Source organism: Bradyrhizobium sp. MOS002, assembly GCF_003020115.1.
Lineage (GTDB): Bacteria > Pseudomonadota > Alphaproteobacteria > Rhizobiales > Xanthobacteraceae > Bradyrhizobium.
On record NZ_PYFX01000003.1, the window covers coordinates 259,037 to 281,266 of the forward strand.

At 65.8% G+C, this 22,230-nt stretch carries 16 protein-coding genes; 12 read left to right on the top strand and 4 right to left on the bottom strand.

All coding sequences use genetic code 11. From position 1 onward, the window contains the following. Positions 1-193 precede the first annotated feature (193 nt). From C7G41_RS09990 to C7G41_RS10030, 7 genes are all read left to right on the top strand, one after another. Positions 194-1,600, top strand: a complete 1,407-nt coding sequence (locus tag C7G41_RS09990) for a hypothetical protein (protein ID WP_199198288.1) — start codon at positions 194-196, stop codon at positions 1,598-1,600. 255 nt (positions 1,601-1,855) lie between these two features. After that, positions 1,856-2,056 (top strand): hypothetical protein, encoded by a 201-nt coding sequence (locus C7G41_RS09995; RefSeq protein ID WP_106942408.1) that lies wholly within the window; start codon positions 1,856-1,858, stop codon positions 2,054-2,056. A 65-nt stretch (positions 2,057-2,121) separates the two neighbouring features. Continuing rightward, on the top strand, positions 2,122-2,769 hold the full coding sequence (locus C7G41_RS10000) for a hypothetical protein (protein WP_106942409.1): 648 nt from the start codon (positions 2,122-2,124) through the stop codon (positions 2,767-2,769). Between the two features lie 1,136 nt (positions 2,770-3,905). Continuing rightward, positions 3,906-4,901 carry a nitronate monooxygenase family protein gene (locus C7G41_RS10015; protein ID WP_106942411.1) on the top strand — a complete coding sequence of 332 codons (996 nt, stop codon included), beginning with the start codon at positions 3,906-3,908 and terminating at the stop codon, positions 4,899-4,901. A gap of 25 nt (positions 4,902-4,926) precedes the next feature. Beyond that, a complete protein-coding gene (locus C7G41_RS10020; protein ID WP_106942412.1) occupies positions 4,927-5,895 on the top strand; it encodes a zinc-binding dehydrogenase in 969 nt (322 codons plus the stop codon). Between the two features lie 188 nt (positions 5,896-6,083). Continuing rightward, positions 6,084-7,457 carry a cation-efflux pump gene (locus C7G41_RS10025; protein ID WP_106942413.1) on the top strand — a complete coding sequence of 458 codons (1,374 nt, stop codon included), beginning with the start codon at positions 6,084-6,086 and terminating at the stop codon, positions 7,455-7,457. 227 nt (positions 7,458-7,684) lie between these two features. Next, positions 7,685-10,015 (top strand): PAS domain-containing sensor histidine kinase, encoded by a 2,331-nt coding sequence (locus C7G41_RS10030; RefSeq protein WP_106942414.1) that lies wholly within the window; start codon positions 7,685-7,687, stop codon positions 10,013-10,015. 3 nt (positions 10,016-10,018) lie between these two features. On the opposite strand, the gene C7G41_RS10035 is transcribed toward C7G41_RS10030, so the two are convergent. Beyond that, positions 10,019-10,912, bottom strand: coding sequence for a LysR family transcriptional regulator (locus C7G41_RS10035; protein WP_106942415.1), 894 nt, complete (start codon positions 10,910-10,912; stop codon positions 10,019-10,021). A gap of 223 nt (positions 10,913-11,135) precedes the next feature. On the opposite strand from C7G41_RS10035, the gene C7G41_RS10040 reads away from it, so the two are divergent. From C7G41_RS10040 to C7G41_RS10060, 5 genes are read left to right on the top strand one after another with little or no spacing between them, the layout of a single operon-like run. Further along, a complete protein-coding gene (locus C7G41_RS10040; protein WP_106942416.1) occupies positions 11,136-11,612 on the top strand; it encodes a formate dehydrogenase subunit gamma in 477 nt (158 codons plus the stop codon). Continuing rightward, positions 11,609-13,165, top strand: a complete 1,557-nt coding sequence (locus C7G41_RS10045) for an NADH-quinone oxidoreductase subunit NuoF (protein ID WP_106942417.1) — start codon at positions 11,609-11,611, stop codon at positions 13,163-13,165. The genes C7G41_RS10040 and C7G41_RS10045 overlap by 4 nt, the downstream gene beginning before the upstream one ends. Positions 13,166-13,175: 10 nt before the next feature. Then, the gene (gene fdhF / locus C7G41_RS10050) at positions 13,176-16,061 is read left to right on the top strand and encodes a formate dehydrogenase subunit alpha (protein WP_106942418.1); all 2,886 of its coding nucleotides are present in this window, start codon (positions 13,176-13,178) and stop codon (positions 16,059-16,061) included. Positions 16,062-16,065: 4 nt separating this feature from the next. After that, positions 16,066-16,893, top strand: a complete 828-nt coding sequence (fdhD, locus tag C7G41_RS10055) for a formate dehydrogenase accessory sulfurtransferase FdhD (RefSeq protein ID WP_106942419.1) — start codon at positions 16,066-16,068, stop codon at positions 16,891-16,893. Beyond that, positions 16,883-17,116, top strand: a complete 234-nt coding sequence (locus C7G41_RS10060) for a formate dehydrogenase subunit delta (RefSeq protein ID WP_199198289.1) — start codon at positions 16,883-16,885, stop codon at positions 17,114-17,116. The genes fdhD and C7G41_RS10060 overlap by 11 nt, the downstream gene beginning before the upstream one ends. Here C7G41_RS10060 and C7G41_RS10065 read toward each other — a convergent pair. Genes C7G41_RS10065 through C7G41_RS10075 form a run of 3 tightly spaced genes read right to left on the bottom strand, consistent with a single transcriptional unit; the run spans position 17,073 to position 22,181 of the window. Then, on the bottom strand, positions 17,073-20,060 hold the full coding sequence (locus tag C7G41_RS10065; protein ID WP_106942421.1) for a bifunctional [glutamine synthetase] adenylyltransferase/[glutamine synthetase]-adenylyl-L-tyrosine phosphorylase: 2,988 nt from the start codon (positions 20,058-20,060) through the stop codon (positions 17,073-17,075). The two genes, C7G41_RS10060 and C7G41_RS10065, sit on opposite strands and share 44 nt — an antisense overlap. Continuing rightward, the gene (locus tag C7G41_RS10070) at positions 20,057-21,517 is read right to left on the bottom strand and encodes an ATP-binding protein (protein WP_106942422.1); all 1,461 of its coding nucleotides are present in this window, start codon (positions 21,515-21,517) and stop codon (positions 20,057-20,059) included. Before C7G41_RS10070 ends, C7G41_RS10065 begins: the two co-directional genes overlap by 4 nt. After that, positions 21,501-22,181 carry a response regulator transcription factor gene (locus C7G41_RS10075; protein WP_106942907.1) on the bottom strand — a complete coding sequence of 227 codons (681 nt, stop codon included), beginning with the start codon at positions 22,179-22,181 and terminating at the stop codon, positions 21,501-21,503. Before C7G41_RS10075 ends, C7G41_RS10070 begins: the two co-directional genes overlap by 17 nt. Positions 22,182-22,230 lie beyond the last annotated feature (49 nt).

The following is a 22,230-nucleotide window of genomic DNA, read 5'->3' on the forward strand; positions in this document are numbered from 1 at the left end:
TGGGGCAAAGCTTGGTGACAAGGCACGAATAGGCCGGCCACGTGCGGTGCTTCCTCATCGTCGTGGCCGGTTCGTCCCGGCCGGCCGCGGATTGCGCGCCTGAAAAATGGGTGCGCCCGCGCCCGCCCCTTGATCTCGGTTCCGCTCTCCAATAGCAATTATGGCGATAATGTGCCGGCGTGAGGAAGTCACGATGTGGCTGTTTTTCCTGGTTGCGTGGTTTGTTCTGCTCGCCGCCATCGCGATCTTCGCCCAGCAGGCGCTCGGTTACGAGGTCGGCCACCTGCCCGCCTGGTTCGGAGGCCTGCCTGTCCCGCAACGTATTGCGACCGGCGCGATCCTGGCACTGGCGCTGGCACTGATCGGCGCCTCCGCCTGGCGGCTCTCGCGCCAGGACCGTCGCCTCGACAATTTGCGCGACCGCCTCAAGAAGACCCGCGAGGACGTCGTCGTCGCCCATGCCCTGCAGAACCACCTCGACGCCACCGTCCAGCACCTGATCGAGAGCGATCCCCGGGAGGCCGTCTCCGCCCTCCATGACAAGCTGGGCGAGACCGAGCAGCGTGCGCTGCTCCAGCGGGGCCGCAACGAATCCACCGACATGCACGACCAGCTCGCCGAGATCCGCCGCCGCCAGCAGGAACTGCGCGACATGGTCGGCAAGGTCGCCGAGCAGCGCCGCGCGGTCGAGCCCGTTTTCACCGAGATCCGCGACCGCCAGAACCAGCTCGAACGCTCGCTGCACGACCTCGAGACCGACGACCGCAAGAACAACCTCGCCGACCGGCTCAAGGACATCGCGCGCGACGTGTCGACGCTGCTGTCCCGGGTGGGCAAGGTCCAGGACACCTTCGCGACCCTGAACCAGTACAAGGAAGATCTGGCGAAGTCCCACGCCGAACTGGTGCCGCTGCGCGCGTCGGACGCCGGCCTCAATGCCCTGATCGGCGAGCTGGGTCTCAGCCATGAGCGCCTCGCCAAAAGCGTCGACGAGCTCGAAACCGGCGGCGAAGCGCCGCTTGGCACCCGCGTCGAGACGCTGTCGAAGAACAAGATCGAGATCGAGCAGCGCCTGGCCCGCGTCGACGACAGCTTCCACATCCTGAAAGGCATCGGGCTCGACTTCGAAGAGCTCCGCCTGCGCCAGGCCCAGCTCGAGCGCTCGCTCGCCGGTGTCGAGACCGACGCCGACGGGAAGACGCTTGCCGACCGCCAGAATGCGCTGAACGAGTTTGTCCTCCAGTCGCGCCAGCGCCTCGGCGCGTTGCAGGAGACGCTGGCGACGCTGAACGCCTTCAAGACGGAGCTGTCGAAGTCGCAGGCCGACCTCGTCCCGCTGAAGGCCCCGGTGTTCGGCATCGAGGCCCTGATCACGGACGTCGGCACAACCCGCGACCTCCTCGCCAAAACCGTCGGCGAGATCGAGGCGAGCGGCGACGTCACCCTCGCCTCGCGCGTCGACGCGCTGACCAGAAGCAAGCGCGAGGTCGAAGACCGCCTCGCCCGCGTCTTCGACAATTTCAACGCGCTCGACGGCTTGCGAAAAGACATCGGCGGCATCTTCTCGACGATCCGGAACAGCCTGAACCGGATCGGGTGAGCTCCGTAGGATGGGTAGAGCGCAGCGAAACCCATCATCTCACCTCGGCTAAGCATTCGACGGGTTTCGCTTCCGCTCTACCCATCCTACAAGCCGCGGGCTCCGAAACACTCAGACGCATCACATCTCCGCGTGCCCGACAGATGCCGCCAACATGTCTCGCGGATGCCGCACTGTGGACGCATTCGGCCGCCCTTCTGTGGGGCGTGTCTGGGGGCACGGCGGTGCCGTGTTTGGACCAAACCTTCTAGGGGTATGACTGTGAAGAAGATTGTATTTGTCGTGGGTGCTACGTTTGCTCTGGTGACGGTCGCGAACGCTGCGGATCTGCCGCGTCGCCAGCCCGTTCCCGTCTATTCGGAGCAGGCGCCGATCGGCAAGATGCCGATTGGCAAGAGCCCGGTTGGAAAAGCCCCGATCGGCAAGGCGCCTGGCCCCGTCGCGGCGCGCTACTGACGCGCTAGCGAAATACGCGCAGAAGAAGCACTCTGCGTGAGTGGCCGAGAGTCGAGGGGCACAGCGTGACCAACAAACCTGATCGATCGGGACCCTGCATCCTTGCGGGATTTGCGCTCGCGGCCATGCTCGCGTGTACGACACCTTCGGCCTCGGCCCACGAAGCGAACAAGCGCGTTGCTGACGCGAACGCGCTTGGGACGACCGACGCCGTATCACGGCCGGCGCCATCGTCGCGTCGCGCAGTCGCGCGCGCGGAGAAAGGTCCGTACTACGTCGATTTCCGCGCCCGCACGGCAGCGAGCTGGGGCCATGCCTTCGTCTGGTACGGCAAGACCAGCGAGCGCGCCGTCGAGGTCGCAGGCCTCACGCCGTCGGGCGACACCTGGGCCTATGTGCTCGGTCATCTCACCTGGGTGCCGGCAGAGACCGGCGCGAGTTACGGCGATCTCGACCCGGACTATCTGACCGCGAACTACCGCGTCTATCTCAACGAAGCCGACGCCAAGCGCGTGTTTGCCTATATCAAGAAATTGCAGGCGAACTCGCCGGTCTGGAACGCCGAGACCACCAATTGCACCGGCTTCATCGGCGACATCGCCGAGTACATGGGATTGAAGGTCCCCAACCGCTGGCAGCGCCCGGAAAACTTCGTCAACAGCCTCAAGGAAATGAACGGCGGCCGCCAGATGGTGCGGCTGTCGACGGAATAGAGCCCGCCGGTACGCACCACGCGACGCCGTCATTGCGAGCGCAGCGAAGCAATCCAGAGTCCCTCCACGGGTAAAGTCTGGATTGCTTCGCTGCGCTCGCAATGACGATGCCGAAGCAATTGGGGCGCGATGGATCGGCGGAGTGCCCGTCGGGCAAAACACCCGCACAAATTTCCCTCACCGCCTGTCAATCCCCGCCCGCGAAAATATTCCACTTTACCGAAATTCGGATTTGTCGTACGTACGACACACCCTGACCCGGGACAAGGGGCGGATCGCGATCGTCACGAACCGCGGGTTGGGCAGCGATGGACGCGACGGCGTCGAGCGCGGCGAGCTTTGCAGGGCGGGAAACCGTGAGCACAGGCTTTCGCGCCTACGACACGGCGCCGACAGCGTCTTCGCATGGCTTTGGGTGCGAGCACACGCCAGCTCCCGAAGGCCCAGCGAGGACGTGCGCGGACGGTCAAGTCGTGTGGTCCTGACGCCCGGGGTCTGTGCGTCAAGTCCTGTGGTGATGCGTGCTGCCCGACCGGGCGCGCGCATCAGCCATCTGCGGGGCGACGGGGGCAATAGTGCATCGCTCCCCGGGGAGAGCGCGAAGTAAGCCGTAAACCATCGCGCAGGGAAGGCCGGGCGATTGGCTGACCTGTGGTCCACCCCGTGTGCATTCTTTTGGCGCACGGACTTGCGGGTGCCAGCCGGCGCCCGGCCTTCCCTGCGCCCTTGTTACCGCGAGGGTGATGCGATCAGGCAAAGCTCGGGCGAAATGCGCCGCGAGGATGCGAAGGTGTGTCTGCTGTTTGCAAGTCGGAACGAGATTGATCAGAAGAGTGTGCGTCCGTGCCCCGGACGCAGCGCAGCGTCCCTTCGACGGTGCGCTGCAGAGCCGGGGCCCCTCTTTCTGAGCGCTCGCTGGGCATGGGTCCCGGCTCTGCGCGGCAACGCGAAGAGGCGTTGCAGCGCGTCCGGGACACGAGCCCGCCTCAAATTATCCGCCCTGCGGAATCCCCTCACTCCCCGCATAATCGCCCCGCCTCCACCGCACGCCGGCGCAATAGACTTTTCCCGGCCCGGGCGGCATCCTGCCGCCATCAACCGATAAAAGAGCGCCACACAGGCGGGGGAAACAGATCATGCTGCAGACACGGTTCACCAAGCTCGTCGGCGTCGAGCACCCGATCGTCCAGGGCGGCATGCAATGGGTCGGGCGCGCCGAGCTGGTCGCCGCCGTCGCCAATGCCGGAGCGCTCGGCTTCATCACGGCGCTGACCCAGCCCACACCGGAGGACCTCAGGAAGGAGATCGCCCGCTGCCGCGATCTCACCGACAAGCCGTTTGGCGTCAACCTCACCATCCTGCCCGCGATCAAGCCGCCGCCTTATGCCGAATACCGCGCCGCCATCATCGAGAGCGGCATCAAGGTGGTCGAAACCGCCGGCAACAAGCCGCAGGAGCACGTCGACGAGTTCAGGAAGCACGGCGTCAAGGTCGTGCACAAATGCACCAGCGTCCGTCACGGGCTCTCGGCCGAGCGCATGGGCGTCGACGCCATCTCGATCGACGGGTTCGAATGCGCCGGCCATCCCGGCGAGGACGACACCCCCGGCCTGATCCTGATCCCGGCGGCCGCCAACAAGATCAAGATCCCGATGATCGCCTCCGGTGGCTTTGCCGACGCCCGCGGCCTCGTTGCCGCACTGGCGCTGGGCGCCGAAGGCATCAACATGGGCACGCGCTTCATGGCGACCAAAGAGAGCCCCATTCATCAGCTCATCAAGGAGAAGATCGTGGCCAATGACGAGCGGGAGACCGAGCTGATCTTCCGCACCATGCGCAACACCTCCCGCGTCGCCAGGAACGAGATCTCGACCAAGGTCGTCGCGATGGAGAAGGAAGGCGCCAAGTTCGAGGACATCCGCGAGCTCGTCGCGGGCGCGCGCGGCAAGATGGTCTACGCGACCGGCAACTCGGACGAAGGCATCTGGTCGGCGGGCCAGGTTCAGGGCCTGATCCAGGACATCCCGACCTGCGCCGAACTGATCTCCCGCATCGTGCGCGAAGCCGAGGCCATCATCCGCAGCCGGCTCGAAGGCATGATCGTTCATCCGGCAGCGCAAGCTGCGGAATAGTCACTGCAAGAAGCGAGAGTAATTCATGAAGGCTTATGTCTACGGCCCTGGTGGCGCTACAATTTCCGACGTCGCTCAACCAAAGCCTGAAGGCACGCAGGTGCTGGTCCGGGTCCGCGCCTGTGGCCTCAATCGCGCCGACACCGGCATGCGCAAGGGCCACGCCCATGGCGCGGCCGGCGGCGCCGGCACCGTGCTCGGCATGGAATGGGCCGGCGAGGTCGCCGAGCTCGGACCGGATGCCAAGGGCGTCAGGGTCGGCGACCGCATCATGGGCTCGGGCGGCGCGGCGTTTGCCGAATACACACTGGCCGATTACGGCCGGCTGTTCCGCGCGCCCTCGAACATGAACTTCGAGGAAGCCGCCACCCTGCCCGTCGCGCTCGCGACCATGCACAACGCCGTCGTCACCATCGGCGGCGTGCAGCCCGGGCAGGCCGTGCTGATCCAGGGCGCAAGCTCCGGCGTCGGCCTGATGGCCATGCAGATTGCGAAGCTCAAGGGCGCCAGACTCGTGATCGGCTCCTCGACCGATGCCACGCGTCGCGGCCGGCTGAAGGAGTATGGCGCCGACCTCGCGGTCGATTCCTCCGACCCCGCATGGGTCGACGAAGTGCTGAAGGCGACGAACGGCGAAGGTGTCGATCTCATCGTCGACCAGGTCTCGGGCCAAGTCGCCAACCAGAACCTCGCGGCGACCAGGGTCAAGGGTCGTATCGTCAATGTCGGCCGGCTCGGCGGCACCCATGCCGATTTCAACTTCGACCTGCACGCGGCGCGCCGCATCGACTATGTCGGCGTCACCTTCCGCACCCGCACCATCGCGGAAGTCCGGGAGATCTTCGACGAGGTCAAGAAGGACATCTGGGGCGCGGTCGAGTCGCGCAAGCTCCAGCTCCCCATCGACAAGGTGTTTGCCTTCGACGACATCGACAAGGCGTTCGAGCACATGGAGGCGAATAAGCATCTGGGGAAGATTGTGGTGAGGGTGTGAGATAGTCGGAGCAAATCTTAAGCCGTCATTCCGGGGAAGCATCGAACCCGGAATCTCGAGATTCCGGGTTCGCCTTTCGGCGCCCCGGAATGACGGACTGAGCGATGGTTCCGCTCCTGCAACTCACTAGCGTCTACGCCTGTGGATCGTCGCTTGATGTTCAGTCACAGGCTGCTAAATCCCCCGCCATGAGCTCCCAACACAACAAGACATCGGTCGCGGCGATCTCGATCTTCGCCAGTGGCGGCATGGCGGCGGCCAAGTTCGCGGTCGGAATCGCGATCGGCTCGCTGGCGCTGATCTCCGAGGCGCTGCATTCCTCGGTCGACCTGGTCGCCACCATCATCACCTGGGCGGTGGTGCGGGTGTCCGACAAACCGGCTGACGAGGAGCACCATTACGGCCACGGCAAGCTCGAGAGCGTCTCGGCACTGGGCGTCACCGCCCTGCTTTACGTGCTGGCGGGCGGCATCCTGGTCGAGTCCTACAGCCGGCTGCGCGAGGGAACGGCGCCGCCGACCATTTCGGCCGTGCCGTTCGTGGTGCTGGTGATCGACATTGTCGTCAATCTCTGGCGCGCCCGTGCCCTGCACCGTGCCGCGCGGGAGACCAGGAGCCAGGCGCTCGCTGCCGATGCGCTGCATTTCGCCTCCGACGTGATGGGCTCGTTCGCCGTGATCGTGGGCCTGATCCTGGCCGGCCTCGGCTTCTGGTGGGGCGATGCCGCTGCCGCCGCCGCGGTAGCCGTGATGATCGCCCTGCTCGGCCTGCGCATGGCCGGCTCGACCGTGCAGACGCTGGTCGACCGCGCCCCGGAAGGCGCGCATGAGACGGCGACGGCCGCGATCCGCAGCGTGCCGGGTGTGATCGGCGTCGAGCGGCTCCGCGTGCGCATGGTCGGGGCAACCACGTTTATCGACACGATCGCAAAGGTGCCGCGGACTTACCCCATCGACCGGGTCGAGGACATCAAGCGCAACGCGCAAGCGGCCGTCGAGAAGGCCTTCGGCGACACCGACCTCACCTTCACCGCGGTCCCCGTCGCGCGCGACAACGAGACCGTGCGCGACCGCATCATGGTCATCGCCCACAATTCGGGCCTCGCCATCCACCACGTCACGGTGCACGATCTCGGCGCCAAGCTGATCGTCAGCATCGACCTCGAAGTCGACGCCGGGATGCAGCTCGACGCCGCCCATGATGTCGCCAACACGCTGGAGCGCAACATCCAGGAAGAGTTCGGCGCGGACGTCGAGGTCGACGTCCACATCGAGCCGTTGGAACCGGAACTGCCGTTCGGGGTCGACGCCGAACGGGAACGAGTCCGGGCCATCGCCGCCGCCCTGACGGAATATGCCGCCGGCGGCGAGATCCACGACATCCACAATGTCCGCGTCCGCAACACCGACGCCGGCGAGATCGTCAACTTCCACTGCCGCGCCGAGCCGTCAATGAGCGTGATCAAGGTGCACGAGCATGTCGACGCGATCGAGCGCGCGTTGCGGCGCGCGTTCCCGAGCGTGAAGCGCGTCATCAGTCACGCCGAACCGCCGCGCGCGTGACAGAGAATGTGCGAGGAGTCACACGTTCTCGTTTCGGACTCGCCACGCACGTAAGTTTGCGGACGCGCGAGGCGCAAACTGCGCGTTGGATAAGAATAAATTCGCGTTAACGATTCGTTGACTCTCGACAGCCTGCGAAATCTGGATTCAAATCAACCATGATTCGGAAGCGATGTGGGGCTGCTTCCGAACTCAAGTTGCAAGCAGGTTTCCAGGGGGCTTTAGGCATGTCGCGTGCAGACGCCGCGAACGCGTGCGTCCAATCCGATTCGATCAAAGGATTGGCGCAATCGATCGCGAAACCTGCCTATCATCGGCTCCTGATCGCGGAGCCGGCGCTGCGCCGTGCCGTGCCGACGCTCATCATCGCGTTCCTGATCACGATCTGCCTCGGCGCGTTCGTGCAGGTGGTCGACCAGACCCGCCAGAAGCGGATGGTCATCCGCCACGACATCTCGGCGCTCGCCGACCTGCTCGCCGAGCGCATCGACCGCCTCACCTCCGGGCGACAGGAGCGGCTGAAGAACATCGAGAGCCTGCCGGCGCTGCTGCCCGATCTCATTCCATCCTGGGGCACCGCGGCGGGCCGCCACGTCATCGTCACCTCTGCCGGAATCGACCGCCGCATCCTCGCCCGCATCCCGATCGACAGCGATCCCTCGGGCAACGACCGCCTGCTCGACGCGATCACGACGGCGCAACTGCTGGCGGCGCCGCCACGCGACGAAAACATCTCCGACATGACGCTGCCGAACGGCAACGCCGCGATGGCGACCTCGCGGCAGATCAAGTCGCTGCCCGGCTTCGTGACCGTGATCCAGGAGCGCAACGAGCCGATCTGGGGCTCGGACGCCGCGCTGTCGGTGACGCTGTCGGCCACCACCGGCTTCGTGGTCCTGATCCTCGGCTTCGCCTTCCACTGGCAGTCCACCCGTGCCCGCGAGGGCGACCTGATCAACGACGCCGTGCGCGGCCGGATCGACACCGCGCTCAACCGCGGCCGCTGCGGACTGTGGGACTGGGACCTGTCACGCGGCCGCATCTTCTGGTCGCAATCGATGTTTTCGATGCTCGGCCTCGACGGCCGCAACGAGCTCCTCACCTTCGGCGAGGTCAACGCGCTGGTGAAGTCCGACGACATCGACCTGTTCGAGATCGCCGACCAGCTCATCTCCGAGAAGATCGACCACATCGACCAGACCTTCCGCATGCAGCATGTCGACGGCCACTGGATCTGGCTCCGCGTCCGCTGCGAAAAGACCAGCGGCGCGACCGACTCCAGCGTGCACCTGATCGGGATCGCCGTCGACATCACCGAGCAGAAGAGCCTCGCCGAGCGGACCGTGGAAGCCGATTTGCGCCTGCGCGACGCGATCGAGACCATTCCCGAAGCCTTCGTGCTGTGGGACGCAAGCGACCGCCTGGTGCTTTGCAATTCGCACTTCCAGCGCCTGCACAAGCTGCCCGACAGCGCCGTCATCCCCGGCACCTCCTACGAGACCGTGCTCGAGGTCGGCCGCATGCCCGAGGTCCGCACCCGGCACAACGAGACCGCGAGCCAGGGCCCCGGCGCGCGCACCTTCGAGGCGCAGCTCGACGACGGCAGCTGGTTGCACATCAGCGAGCGCCGCACCAAGGACGGCGGCTACGTCTCGGTCGGCACCGACATCACCCGCATCAAGGAGCACGAGCAGAAGCTGGTCGACAACGATTTGCGCCTGCGCGCCACCGTCATCGACCTCAAGCGCTCGCAGGCAGCCCTGGAGCGCCAGGCAGGCGAACTCGCCGATCTCGCCGAGAAATACCAGCGCGAGAAGACCCGCGCCGAGGAAGCCAACCAGACCAAGTCGAAATTCCTCGCCAATATGAGCCACGAGCTGCGCACGCCGCTGAACGCGATCATCGGCTTCTCCGAGATCATGGGCTCGGGCATGTTCGGCGAACTCGGCTCGGAAAAGTACCAGGAATACTGCCACGACATCCTGACCAGCGGGCATTACCTGCTCGAAGTCATCAACGACATCCTCGACATGTCCAAGATCGAGGCCGGCCGCATGAAGCTCGACATGGAAGAGCTCGACCTGGCGCAGACGCTGGCGGAATCCCTGCGGGTCGTCACCGGCCGCGCGCAGGACAAGCACCTGACGCTCGACGCCGACATCGCAAAGTCCATCTCCGTCGTCGCCGACCGCCGCGCCACCAAGCAGATCATCGTCAACCTGCTTTCCAACGCCGTGAAGTTCACGCCCGACGGCGGACGCATCGTGGTGCGCAGCCGGCAGCTCGACGACAGGATCGTTCTGATGATCGCCGACACCGGCATCGGCATCGCGCCGCATTCGCTGGCGCGGCTCGGCCGCCCGTTCGAGCAGGTCGAGAGCCAGCTCACCAAGACCTATCACGGCTCGGGACTTGGTTTGGCGATCGCCCGCTCGCTGGCGCAGCTCCATGGCGGCTCGATGCGGCTGCGCTCCAAGCTCGAAGTCGGCACAGTCGTGCGCGTGACCCTACCCCGCGACGCGATCAAGGCGGCGTCCGGGATATCGGCCGCGGCCTGAATCCTACGATTGCAGCGACGGCGCGACTTCGCGCGCGACGTTGACCAGCGCCGCGATCAGCGGCGTCATTGGATCACGCTGCGGGATCACCATGCCGATGCTGTAATTGACATCGGGATCGGTGATCGGGATCGAGCGCACCGTATCGGAAAGGCCGAGCGTCTCGGCGAGCTTGGCCGGCATCACGCTGGCCCAGCGCCCCGTCTTCACATGCGTGAACAGCACGAGCAGCGAATTCGAGGTCAAGCTCGGCGTCGCCTCGGCGTCGACCGAACGTAATGCGCGATCGATGATGCGGCGGTTCTGCATGTCCGGCGTGAGCAGGCACAGCGGCACCTGTCCGACCTCCTTCCACGTCACCGTTTCGCGATCGCCGAACATTCCATCCGGCGCGGTGAGGAGACGATAGCTCTCGCTGTAGAGCGGGATGGTGCGCACCTTGCCGATCGGCTCGTTCTCGATATAGGTCAGTCCCGCATCCACCTCGAGATTCTCGAGCAGCCCCAGCACCTCGGATGAGGTGGTGGACTGGATGCGGAAACGCACCTCGGGATGCCTGGCGCGGAACGGCGTCGTCAGCGCAGCGACCATGCCGAGCACGGTCGGGATCGCGGCAATACGGATCTCGCCGGAGAGCTGATGCTTCAGCCCGTTGATCTCGTCACGCATCGCGCGGGCATCGCCCACGATCCGCCGCGCCCAATCGAGCGCCCGCTCGCCTTCCGGCGTAAAACCCTGGAAGCGGGAGCCGCGCTGGACCAGCATCACGCCGAGGATCTCCTCGAGCTGCTTCAGCCCGGTCGACATCGTCGGTTGCGTCACGCCGCACACTTCGGCGGCCCGGCCGAAATGCCGTTCCTTCGCCAGCGCCAGCAATAGTTCAAGCTTGTCGAGCAACCGGTCATCCCCTGGGATCGTGTGGTGGCATGCAAGCTAGCATGCCCTACCCCTTCCAACACGCAAAAACCGCCCGGCGGACGGCTCCTATCGAAATTTCAAATCGAATGATTGCCATCGCAAATCGATCGGAATCCGCAATCGCAGCATGAGACGGCTTTATTGATCTTCGAACGATTCCAAGTAGTTTGCGGTCAACAGACGCTCTGGTCGAGAACGAAGAATGACAACGGTTTACGAGCCTTGGGACGAAACGCGCGGCGCCGAGATCATCGCCGAACACAGCAGGCAGGAAGGCGCGACGCTGGTAATCCTGCACGCGCTCCAGGAGGCGTTCGGCTACGTGCCGGAGGCAGCCATTCCCATGGTGGCTCAGGCGCTCAATCTGTCGCGCGCCGAAGTGCATGGCGTGTTCACGTTCTACCATGATTTCCGCCACAAGCCGGCCGGCCGCCATGTGCTGAAGCTCTGCCGCGCGGAAGCCTGCCAGGCGGCGGGCGGCGACGCGCTGGCTGCGCGTGCGGAGGCGACGCTCGGCGTGTCGCTGGGCAGCACCACGGCCGATGACCGCGTCACGCTGGAGCCGATCTACTGCCTTGGACTGTGCGCAACCGCGCCGTCCGCGATGCTCGATGGCCGGCTGTTCGGCCGACTCGATGAAAAGCGTATCGATGCACTCGTTGCGGAGGCGAAGCGATGAGCATCCGTCTATATGTCTCTCGCGATGCGGGTGCGCTTGCGGTCGGCGCCGACGAGGTCGCGCTGGCGCTGGAGCAGGCCGCAGCCAAGCGTGGCATTGCGGTCGAGATCGTCAGGACCGGCTCGCGCGGCCTGTACTGGCTCGAGCCGCTGGTCGAGGTCGCGACGCCGCAGGGCCGGATCGCGTTCGGCCCCGTGACCAAGGCCGATGTGCCCTCCCTGCTCGACGCGCTCGCGAGCAACACGCCGCATCTGCTGCGGCTCGGGGCCACCGACGAGATCCCCTGGCTCAAGCGCCAGACCCGCCTCACCTTCGCGCGCTGCGGCGTGATCGACCCGCGCTCGCTCGATGACTACCGCGCCCATGGCGGCTACAAGGGCCTCGAACGCGCGCTGTCGCTCGGCTCGGAAGCCATCCTCAATGACGTGACGGCGTCCGGTCTGCGCGGCCGCGGCGGCGCGGGCTTCCCGACCGGCATCAAGTGGAAGACGGTCGCGCAGGCGAAGGCGGATCGCAAGTTCATCGTCTGCAACGCTGACGAAGGCGACAGTGGCACCTTCGCCGACCGCATGATCATGGAAGGCGATCCCTTCCTCGTCATCGAGGGCATGACGACCGCCGGCATCACGGTCGGCGCGACCAAGGGCTACATCTACATCCGCAGCGAATATCCGCACGCGGTCGAGGCGATGAACGCGGCCATCGTGGCGGCGAAGCGCGACGGCTATCTCGGCGCGAACATCGGCAGCTCCACGCACAGCTTCGACCTCGAAGTGCGGGTCGGCGCCGGCGCTTACATTTGCGGCGAAGAGACCTCGCTGCTGGAAAGCCTCGAAGGCCGCCGCGGCCTCGTGCGCGCAAAGCCGCCACTGCCCGCGCATCACGGCCTGTTCGGCAAGCCGACCGTCATCAACAACGTGTTGTCGTTCGCCGCCATCCCCTTCATCCTGGCCGAAGGCGCCAAGGCCTATGCCGATTTCGGCATGGGTCGCTCGCGCGGTACGATGCCGATCCAGCTCGCCGGCAACATCCGCCACGGCGGGCTGTTCGAGACCGCGTTCGGCGTCACGCTCGGCGAGCTCGTTGACGACATCGGCGGCGGCACGTTCACGGGCCGCCCGGTTCGCGCGGTGCAGGTCGGAGGTCCCCTGGGCGCCTACTTCCCGCGCGCGCTGTTCGACACGCCGTTCGACTACGAGGCCTTCGCCGCGCGCGACGGCCTGATCGGCCACGGCGGTATCGTCGTGTTCGACGACAGCGTCGACATGCGCAAGCAGGCACGTTTCGCCATGGAATTCTGCGCCGTCGAATCCTGCGGCAAGTGCACGCCGTGCCGGATCGGTTCGACCCGCGGCGTCGAGACCATCGAGAAGATCATCAACGGCGAGCGCGTGAGCGAAAACCTCGCACTCGTCGAGGACCTCTGCAACACCATGAAATTCGGCTCGCTCTGCGCGCTCGGCGGCTTCACGCCCTACCCCGTGCTCAGCGCATTGAAGCATTTCCGGGAAGATTTCGTCCCGGCCCCGACCACGCTTCAGGCCGCGGAATAGGAGAACGACAATGTCTCTGATCGAAGAAATCGACTTCGGCACGCCGCGCTCGAAATCGGAAACGATGGTGACCCTGACCATCGACGGCAACACTGTCACCGTGCCCGAGGGCACCTCGATCATGCGGGCGGCGATGGACGCCGGCCACCAGATCCCGAAACTCTGCGCGACCGACATGGTCGACGCGTTCGGCTCGTGCCGCCTTTGCGTCGTCGAGATCGAGGGCCGCGCGGGCACGCCGGCCTCCTGTACCACGCCTGTCATGTCCGGCCTGATCGTGCACACCCAGAGCGAACGGCTGAAGAAGCTGCGCAAGGGCGTGATGGAGCTCTACATCTCCGACCATCCGCTCGACTGCCTCACCTGCGGTGCCAATGGCGATTGCGAGTTGCAGGACATGGCCGGCGCCGTGGGCCTGCGCGACGTCCGTTACGGCTATGAAGGCGAGAACCACGTCTTCGCCAGGACGCCTGGCAAGTCCAATGGCGAGATCAACGCCGCCTGGATGCCGAAAGACGAGTCCAACCCGTACTTCACCTACGATCCCTCCAAGTGCATCGTCTGCTCGCGCTGCGTCCGCGCCTGCGAAGAGGTGCAAGGCACCTTCGCCCTGACGATCTCCGGCCGCGGCTTCGACAGCCGCGTCTCGCCCGGCATGAGCGAGAGCTTCCTCGGCTCCGAATGCGTCTCCTGCGGCGCCTGCGTGCAGGCCTGCCCGACCGCGACGCTGACCGAGAAATCCGTGATCGAGATCGGCCAGCCCGAACACTCGGTCGTCACCACCTGCGCCTATTGCGGCGTCGGCTGCGCCTTCAAGGCCGAGATGCGCGGCGAGGAAGTCGTCCGCATGGTGCCGTACAAGGACGGCAAGGCCAATCGCGGCCATTCCTGCGTCAAGGGCCGCTTCGCCTGGGGGTACACCAACCACAAGGAACGCATCCTCAACCCGATGATCCGCGAGCGAATCGAGGATCCCTGGCGCGAAGTGTCATGGGACGAGGCATTCTCGTTTGCCGCCGACAGGATGCGCGGCATCCAGAAGAAATACGGCCGCGACGCCATCGGCGGCATCACCTCGTCCCGCTGCACCAATGAAGAAACCTATCTGGTGCAGAAGCTGATCCGCGCCGGCTTCGGCAACAACAATGTCGACACCTGCGCCCGCGTCTGCCACTCCCCGACCGGCTATGGCCTCTCGACCACGTTCGGCACTTCCGCCGGCACGCAGGATTTCGACTCGATCGAGGACACCGACGTCGTCGTCATCATCGGCGCCAACCCCGCTTCGGCCCATCCGGTGTTCGCCTCCCGCCTGAAGAAGCGGCTGCGCCAGGGCGCCAGGCTGATCGTGATCGATCCGCGCCGCACCGAGATGGTGGAATCGCCGCACGTGAAGGCGCTGCACCTGCCGCTGATGCCCGGCACCAACGTTGCGGTGATGACCGCGATCGCCCATGTCATCGTCACCGAAGGCCTCGTCGACGAGGCCTTCGTGCGCGAACGTTGCGACTGGAGCGAGTTCGAGGAGTGGGCGGCCTTCGTTGCCCAGCCGAACAACAGCCCGGAAGCCACCGCCATCCTCACCGGCGTCGATCCGAAGGATCTGCGCGAAGCAGCCCGCGCCTACGCCACCGGCGGTAGCGGCGCGATCTATTACGGGCTCGGCGTCACCGAGCACAGCCAGGGCTCGACCACCGTGATTGCGATCGCCAACCTCGCGATGGCCACAGGCAATATCGGTCGTCCCGGTGTCGGCGTGAACCCGCTGCGCGGCCAGAACAACGTGCAGGGCTCCTGCGACATGGGCTCGTTCCCGCACGAGCTGCCCGGCTATCGCCACATCTCGGGCGATGCCGTGCGGGACCAGTTCGAGGCGCTGTGGAACGTCAAGCTCAACCCCGAGCCGGGCCTGCGCATTCCCAACATGTTCGACGCCGCGGTCGAAGGCACGTTTATGGGGATCTACGTGCAGGGCGAGGACATCCTGCAATCTGATCCCAACACCAAGCATGTGGTGGCGGCACTCTCGGCGATGGAATGCGTCATCGTTCACGACCTCTTCCTGAATGAGACCGCGAACTACGCCCATGTGTTCCTGCCGGGCTCCAGCTTCCTCGAGAAGGACGGCACCTTCACCAACGCAGAACGCCGCATCCAGCGCGTCCGCAAGGTGATGACGCCCAAGAACGGCCTCGCCGACTGGGAGGTTACCGTCGGCCTCGCCAAGGCCATGGGCTACGAGATGCCCTACAGCCATCCCTCCGAGATCATGGACGAGATCGCGGCGCTGACCCCGACCTTCGCCGGCGTCTCCTATGCCAAGCTCGACGAGCTCGGCTCGGTGCAGTGGCCCTGCAACGAGAAGGCGCCCGAGGGCACGCCGGTGATGCATATCGACGGCTTCGTTCGCGGCAAGGGCAAGTTCGTCGTCACCGAATATGTTGCGACCGACGAACGTACCGGCCCGCGCTATCCGCTGCTGCTCACCACAGGCCGCATCCTCAGCCAGTACAATGTCGGCGCGCAGACCCGGCGCACCGAGAACGTGGTCTGGCATGCCGAGGATCGGCTGGAGATCCATCCGCACGATGCCGAACAACGCGGCGTACGCGACGGGGACTGGGTGCGGCTGAAGAGCCGCGCCGGCGAGACCACGCTGCGTGCGGAGATCACCGATCGCGTCGCGCCGGGCGTCGTCTACACCACCTTCCACCATCCGGACACGCAGGCGAACGTCATCACGACCGACTATTCGGACTGGGCGACCAACTGCCCCGAATACAAGGTCACGGCGGTGCAGATCTCGCCGTCGAATGGCCCGTCCGACTGGCAGAAGGCCTACGACGCGCAGGCGCGGCATTCCCGCCGCATCGCGCCGGCCGAGGCCGCGGAGTAGCGGCATGCACGTCCCGGTCCAGGCTATCGACCGCGAAATCTGGCGCGACGGTGTCGCGTCCGAAGGCACACGGCTGATCCCGGAGGAGACGCCGCTGGCGCTGACCTACAATGGCGGCACCTACGCCGTCATGATGGGAACGCCGCAGAACCTCGAAGACTTCGCGGTCGGCTTCAGCCTGGACGAAGGCATCATCAAGTCGGTCGATGACATCAAGTCGCTCGAAATGGTCCGCCTCGACGACGGCATCGAGCTGCGCATGTGGCTGGCGTCGGAAGATGCCGCGCGCATCGGCGAGCGTCGCCGCCACATCGCCGGCCCGACCGGCTGCGGCATTTGCGGCATCGACTCGATTGCCGAAGTGGTGCGGCCAGCAGCCGTCGTGCCGCAGGGACAGACGTTTACGCCCGACCAGGTCATGGCGGCGATGCAGACCATCGCACCGCTGCAATCGATCAATTTGCAAACCCGCGCCGTTCACGCCGCCGCGTTCTGGTCGCCTGCCGTCGGTATCGTCGCGCTGCGCGAGGATGTCGGACGCCACAACGCGCTCGACAAGCTCGCCGGTTCGCTGGCGCGCAGCCGTACGGCTGCAAGCGGCGGCATCGTGCTGCTGACGAGCCGCGTCTCGGTCGAGATGGTGCAGAAGACCGCGGCCATCGGCGCTCCGGTGATAGTCGCCGTCTCTGCTCCGACCGCGCTCGCGGTGCGCACCGCGGAGGCCGCTGGCATCACGCTGATTGCCATCGCCCGCCAGGACGGGTTCGAAGTGTTTTCGCATGGCGATCGCATTGTCGCCCGTCATGCCACGGAGGTTGCCGATGTCGCCTGACCGCCTGATCTACATGGCCAACCAGATCGGCACGTTCTTCCGGAGCCAGGGCCACGACAAGGCCGTGCCGGGGATCGCCGACCACATCAAGAAGTTCTGGGATCCGCGGATGAAGCGCGCGATATTCGCCCATCTCGATGCCGGCGGCGCGGGCCTCGAGCCGAACGTGCGCGAGGCGCTCACCTCGCTGACGCCGACGACGTCGCTTCCAGCAGCGCCCTGAAGACACGGCGCACCTCGCTCTGCGTCTCCTTCACGCGCGCCTCCAGCGAGGAGAAATGCGGCGCGTCGCCGGCGCGTGCCATCACGCGCAGGAGGTCGGTGCCGGCGGTTTCCGGCTTGAACCGGTCGCTGACGCAGAGCCGCAGTATCTGCGTCAGGTCGTGATAAAGCCGCGTCGCCGCCCGCAATATCTCGGTCTCCGATTGCCCGAGCACGCCGAGCCTGCATGCATTGTCCAGCACCTGCGGGGTGCCGACGTCGAGAATCTCCGGCGTCTCGTGAGCATGTACGAGCTGGAGATACTGCGCGATGAAGTCGATGTCGACCATGCCGCCGGCGGCATATTTGAGATCCCAGCAATCGGCCTCGCCCTTCTCCTGGGCGATCGCACGCCGCATGTCGGCGACGTCGTTGGCGGTGATTGCGGGATCGCGGCGACGGGTCAGGACATCGCGGACGACGCGCTCGATCCGTTCCTGGAATTCGGGCGAAGCCGACACGACGCGCGCGCGCGTCAGCGCCATGTGCTCCCAGGTCCAGGCCTCGTTGGCCTGGTAGTCCGCGAATGAGACGAGGCTCGACGCCACAGGGCCGGCACGCCCCGAGGGGCGCAGCCGCATGTCGATCTCGTAGAGCACGCCGTAATTGGTCCGCGTCGTGAACGCGCTGATCAGGCGCTGGGTGAAGCGGGCGAAGTAATGTGCACCTTGCAGTGACTTCGCACCGTCGGAGTCCGGATTGTCGCTGTCGAAATCGTAAAGCAGGATCAGGTCGAGATCGGACGACGCGGTCATCTCGCGGCTGCCGAGCCGGCCCATCGCGATGATCGCGGTCTCCTGCCCCTTGATCCGGCCATGTTGGGCGGCGAAGCGGTCGGCGACGAGACCATGCACGGTATGGACGATGCCCTCGGCAACGTCGGCAAAGGCCGTGCTCGCCTGCTGCGCCGAGACCGTGCCTGAGAGAATGCGCGTGCCGATCAGGAACAGGCTCTCCTGCCCGAACAGACGCAAGCGGTCGAGAAACTCTTCGTAAGAGCCGGCATCCTGCACGGTGCTCGCGAGCCGCCCCGACAATTCCTGCCTGTCGGGCATGGCGCCGAAGAAGCGCGGATCAATCAGGCCGTCCATGAGCTGCGGCTGCCGCGCCAGCATCTCGCCGAGCCGGGGCGCCGCGCCCAGCACCAGGGCCACGAGCGCGACGAGATCGCGATTCTGGCCGAGCAGCGTGATCAGCCGGCCGCCGCGCTGAAGCGCCCCAAGGAAATGGTCGAACGCCACGACGGCCCGATCCGGCTCCTCGGCATGAGCGAGACCGTCGATCAGGGCCGGCACGAATTCGACGAATGCGTTTCGTGTCGCCTCATTGCGGAACACGCGGTACTCGCCGGTGATCCAGTCACGCACGGTCTGCGCGACGGCGGCAGGCTTCTTGAAGCCGAGCGTCGCCAGGTACTGGAGCAGCCGCGGATCGTCGGGACCCGCGCTGTAGTCGAGCGCCGGCAGCTTGGCCGTGCCGGTCGGATCGTCGCCCTCGAACAGTTTTTCGTAGTGACCCTGGACGATCTCGAGCTGGCGCAAAAGGTCGCGGGCAAAGGCCTCACGATCCGGATAGCCGAAGAACCAGGCGAAACGCTCGACCGCCTCCTTGTCCTCGGGCAGCGTGTGGGTCTGCTCGTCGGCGATCATCTGGAGGCGATGCTCGACCCGGCGCAGGAATTGGTACGCCGTGGTCAGCTCGTCGCGCGCAGCAACCGTGATCCAGTTGCTGGAAGCAAGCACGCCGAGCGCGGCGAGCGTCGGTCGCACGCGCAGTTCGGGATGCCGGCCACCGGCGATCAATTGCTGGGTCTGGGCGAAGAACTCGATCTCGCGGATTCCGCCGCGCCCGACCTTCACGTTGTGCCCTTCGACCGCAACCTCGCTCTGGCCGCGATAGGTCTGCATTTGCCGCTTCATGTCGTGAACGTCGGCAAGCGCGGCAAAGTCGAGATGCTTGCGCCAGACGAAGGGCGCGATTTCCGCGAGCAGCGCCTCGCCCGCTCTGGGATCGCCGGCGCAGGCGCGCGCCTTGATCATCGCGGCGCGCTCCCAGGTACGCCCTTCCCGCTCGTAATAGTTCAGCGCGGCGTCGCGCGAAATCGCCACCTGCGTCGAGGATGGATCGGGACGCAGGCGCAGATCGACGCGGAAGACATAGCCGTCATAGGTGCGCTGCTGAAGAATGCGTGCCATCCCCTGCGTCACCCTCACGAAGAATGGCTGGGGTTCGATATCCGCGGCCAGCGTCGTATTGTCGGGATCGAAGAACACGATGAGATCGATGTCGCTGGAATAGTTCAGCTCGCCTGCGCCCATCTTGCCCATCGCAAGCACGATCAGCCCGCAGCCCTCCTCCGGAGCCTCGGGATTGGGCGGCGAGAGCTTGCCGCGTGCGGCTTCCTGCCGCAGGAGGTATTGAAGCGCCGCCCGCACCGAGGACACCGCGACATCGGTGAGCGCTGCGGTCACCCGCATCACCGGCCAGACCCCGCCGATGTCGCACAGTGCGGTCAGGAGCGCGGCCTCCGCCTTCATGCGGCGAAGCAACCGCATCACCTCGGCTTCGTCGGATGCCGCGAGCACGGCGCCGTTCGCCTCCGCGACCAGCGTGGCGAGATGCGCATCCGGATCGCATTCCAGCAGCCGGATCAGGCGCTGCTGATCAGCGCGCACCAGCTCGGACAGATAAGGCGAGAATTCCACGATGCCGGCCAGAATGTCCCGCGCGAAGCGATGAGCCAGCAGCGGTTCAAAACGGGTGAATTGCGCGGGCTCGAGCTCGGCCAGCCAGCTTTCAAAACGTCCTTGGTCGGTGACGGAAGCGGCAATATGGGGAGCCTCCGCGAAGCGTGCGGCCAGGCTCTCACCATGCTTGTCCGCGTTTCCCGGCGCGGAATGGTTCATGCCACCTTCTGTGGCACATCCTGCATTGGCGGAGCAACCCTGTCGCCGGCCCCCGCGCGCGCCGGCAGCGCCAGCGTGGCGACAAGTCCGGGCTGGGCGTCACCCAACCTCAACTCACCGCCATGCAATGTCGCGACCGCGGAGGCGAGACTGAGGCCGAGGCCGGATCCAGGCAGCGTGCGGCTGGCTTCCAGCCGCACGAATCGTTCCACGACATGCTTGCGGTCGGCTTCGGGGATGCCGGGACCGCGATCGGTGACACTGAGCAGCACCTGATCGCCCTCGCGCCTCGATTCGATCGTGATCTGCCTGCCCTCCATACTGACCACGGTTCCCGCCGGCTGCGCGGCCGGCTTGCCGTATTTGATCGCATTCTCGACAAGATTGGCGAGGGCCTGGCTGATCAATTCGCGGTTGGCGTGAACCGGCGTCGTCTCGCACCTGACCTTCAAGGTCATGCCGTCGTCTTCCGCCAGCGGCTCGTAGAGCTCGTGAATGCCGTTGGCGACATCGGCCGCGTCGAAATCATCCATGTTGCCGCGCGCCTGCCCCGACTCGGCGCGCGCGATCATCAGAAGCGCGTTGAAGGTGCGGATCAGGCCATCGGATTCCTCGATAGTCCGCTCCAGCGCCGCGCGGTAATCGGCCTCGCCGCCGGATTTCGCCAGCGCCTCCTCGGCGCGGTTGCGCAGGCGCGTCAGCGGCGTCTTGAGGTCGTGGGCGATGTTGTCGGAGACCTCCTTCAGCCCCGCCATCAGCGCCTCGATCCGCTCCAGCATCGCATTGAGATTTTCGGCGAGGCGGTCGAGCTCGTCGCCGCTGCGTCCCACAGGCAGGCGTTCGCTGAGATCGCCGGTCATGATGCGATGGGCGGTACCGCTCATCGCATCGATGCGCCTGAGCACCCTGCGCGCCACGAAGATGCCGCCGCCGAGGCCGAGCACCACCACGATCAGGATCGACCATTGCGCCGCCTTCGCCACGATGCCGAACAGCCGTCGCCGCTCGGCCAGATCGCGTCCGATCAGAAGCCGGAAGCCGTTTTCCAATTCGGTGACACGGACGAGCGCAAGGTGGTCGCGATCGTCGGCGTCCTCGATCCGCCGGTAGGCGGTCTCGGACCAGCCCCGCGTCGCCATCACGCCGGGCGCGAGCGAGCCGACATTGCCGGCGATCGACTGGCCGGTCGGCGTCGTCACCAGATAGAGGTTGGCGCCCGGCCGCAGCGCGCGGTACTCGATCGCGAGCACGAGACCACGCAAGCCCCGGCGACCGTAGATCTCGTTGATCTCGGAGGTCTCGGCATTGACCGTCTGCGTGATCTCCTCGGTGATCAGCCGCCGCGTATTCCAGGCGAAATAGGCGAGCAGCGAGGCCGCGAACATCGCGAACAGCAGCAAATAGACCAGCGTCAGCCGGAATGCTGTGGTGCGGACGAGTTTACCGAATGCCGTCACGGATCATGTATCCCGCGCCGCGGATCGTGTGCAGCAGCGGCCGCTCAAAACCCTTGTCGATCTTGGAACGCAGCCGCGAAATGTGCACGTCGATCACGTTGGTCTGCGGATCGAAATGATAGTCCCAGACGTTCTCCAGCAGCATGGTGCGGGTCACCACCTGGCCCGCATGCTTCATCAAATATTCGAGCAGGCGGAATTCGCGCGGCTGCAGCGTCAGCTCCTCCTTGCCGCGCGCGACGCGGTGGGAGAGCCGGTCGAGCTCGAGATCGCCGACGCGGTATAGCGTGTCCTCGGCCGGACCGCCGCGGCGGCGTGACAGCACCTCGACCCGGGCCAGGAGCTCGGCGAAGGAATAGGGTTTCGGCAGATAGTCGTCGCCGCCGGCGCGCAGGCCCTTGATGCGGTCGTCGACCTGGCCGAGCGCGGAGAGAATCAGCACCGGCGTCGAATCATCCTTGTCGCGGAGCGCGCCGATCACCGACAGGCCATCGCGCTTGGGCAGCATGCGGTCGACCACCAGCACGTCATAATCGCCGTTCTCGGCCATGGCGAGGCCTTCCTCGCCGTCGGCGGCGTGGTCGGCAATGTGCCCGACCTCGCGAAACGCCTTCACGAGGTAGTCGGCGGATTCGCGGTCGTCTTCAATGATGAGGAGGCGCATCGTGCGTTCGGCAACGGTCAAGGGAGTGAACCTTCTCTAAACATGGCGC

Coding starts and splice junctions, on each gene's coding strand:
- C7G41_RS10015 (WP_106942411.1), top strand. CDS start 3,906: ATGCTGCAGACACGGTTCACCAAGCTCGTCGGCGTCGAGCACCCGATC.
- C7G41_RS10060 (WP_199198289.1), top strand. CDS start 16,883: ATGTCGCCTGACCGCCTGATCTACATGGCCAACCAGATCGGCACGTTC.
- C7G41_RS10040 (WP_106942416.1), top strand. CDS start 11,136: ATGACAACGGTTTACGAGCCTTGGGACGAAACGCGCGGCGCCGAGATC.
- fdhD (WP_106942419.1), top strand. CDS start 16,066: ATGCACGTCCCGGTCCAGGCTATCGACCGCGAAATCTGGCGCGACGGT.
- C7G41_RS09990 (WP_199198288.1), top strand. CDS start 194: ATGTGGCTGTTTTTCCTGGTTGCGTGGTTTGTTCTGCTCGCCGCCATC.
- C7G41_RS10075 (WP_106942907.1), bottom strand. CDS start 22,181: ATGCGCCTCCTCATCATTGAAGACGACCGCGAATCCGCCGACTACCTC.
- C7G41_RS10045 (WP_106942417.1), top strand. CDS start 11,609: ATGAGCATCCGTCTATATGTCTCTCGCGATGCGGGTGCGCTTGCGGTC.
- C7G41_RS10030 (WP_106942414.1), top strand. CDS start 7,685: ATGTCGCGTGCAGACGCCGCGAACGCGTGCGTCCAATCCGATTCGATC.
- C7G41_RS10025 (WP_106942413.1), top strand. CDS start 6,084: ATGAGCTCCCAACACAACAAGACATCGGTCGCGGCGATCTCGATCTTC.
- C7G41_RS10020 (WP_106942412.1), top strand. CDS start 4,927: ATGAAGGCTTATGTCTACGGCCCTGGTGGCGCTACAATTTCCGACGTC.
- C7G41_RS09995 (WP_106942408.1), top strand. CDS start 1,856: ATGACTGTGAAGAAGATTGTATTTGTCGTGGGTGCTACGTTTGCTCTG.
- fdhF (WP_106942418.1), top strand. CDS start 13,176: ATGTCTCTGATCGAAGAAATCGACTTCGGCACGCCGCGCTCGAAATCG.
- C7G41_RS10065 (WP_106942421.1), bottom strand. CDS start 20,060: ATGAACCATTCCGCGCCGGGAAACGCGGACAAGCATGGTGAGAGCCTG.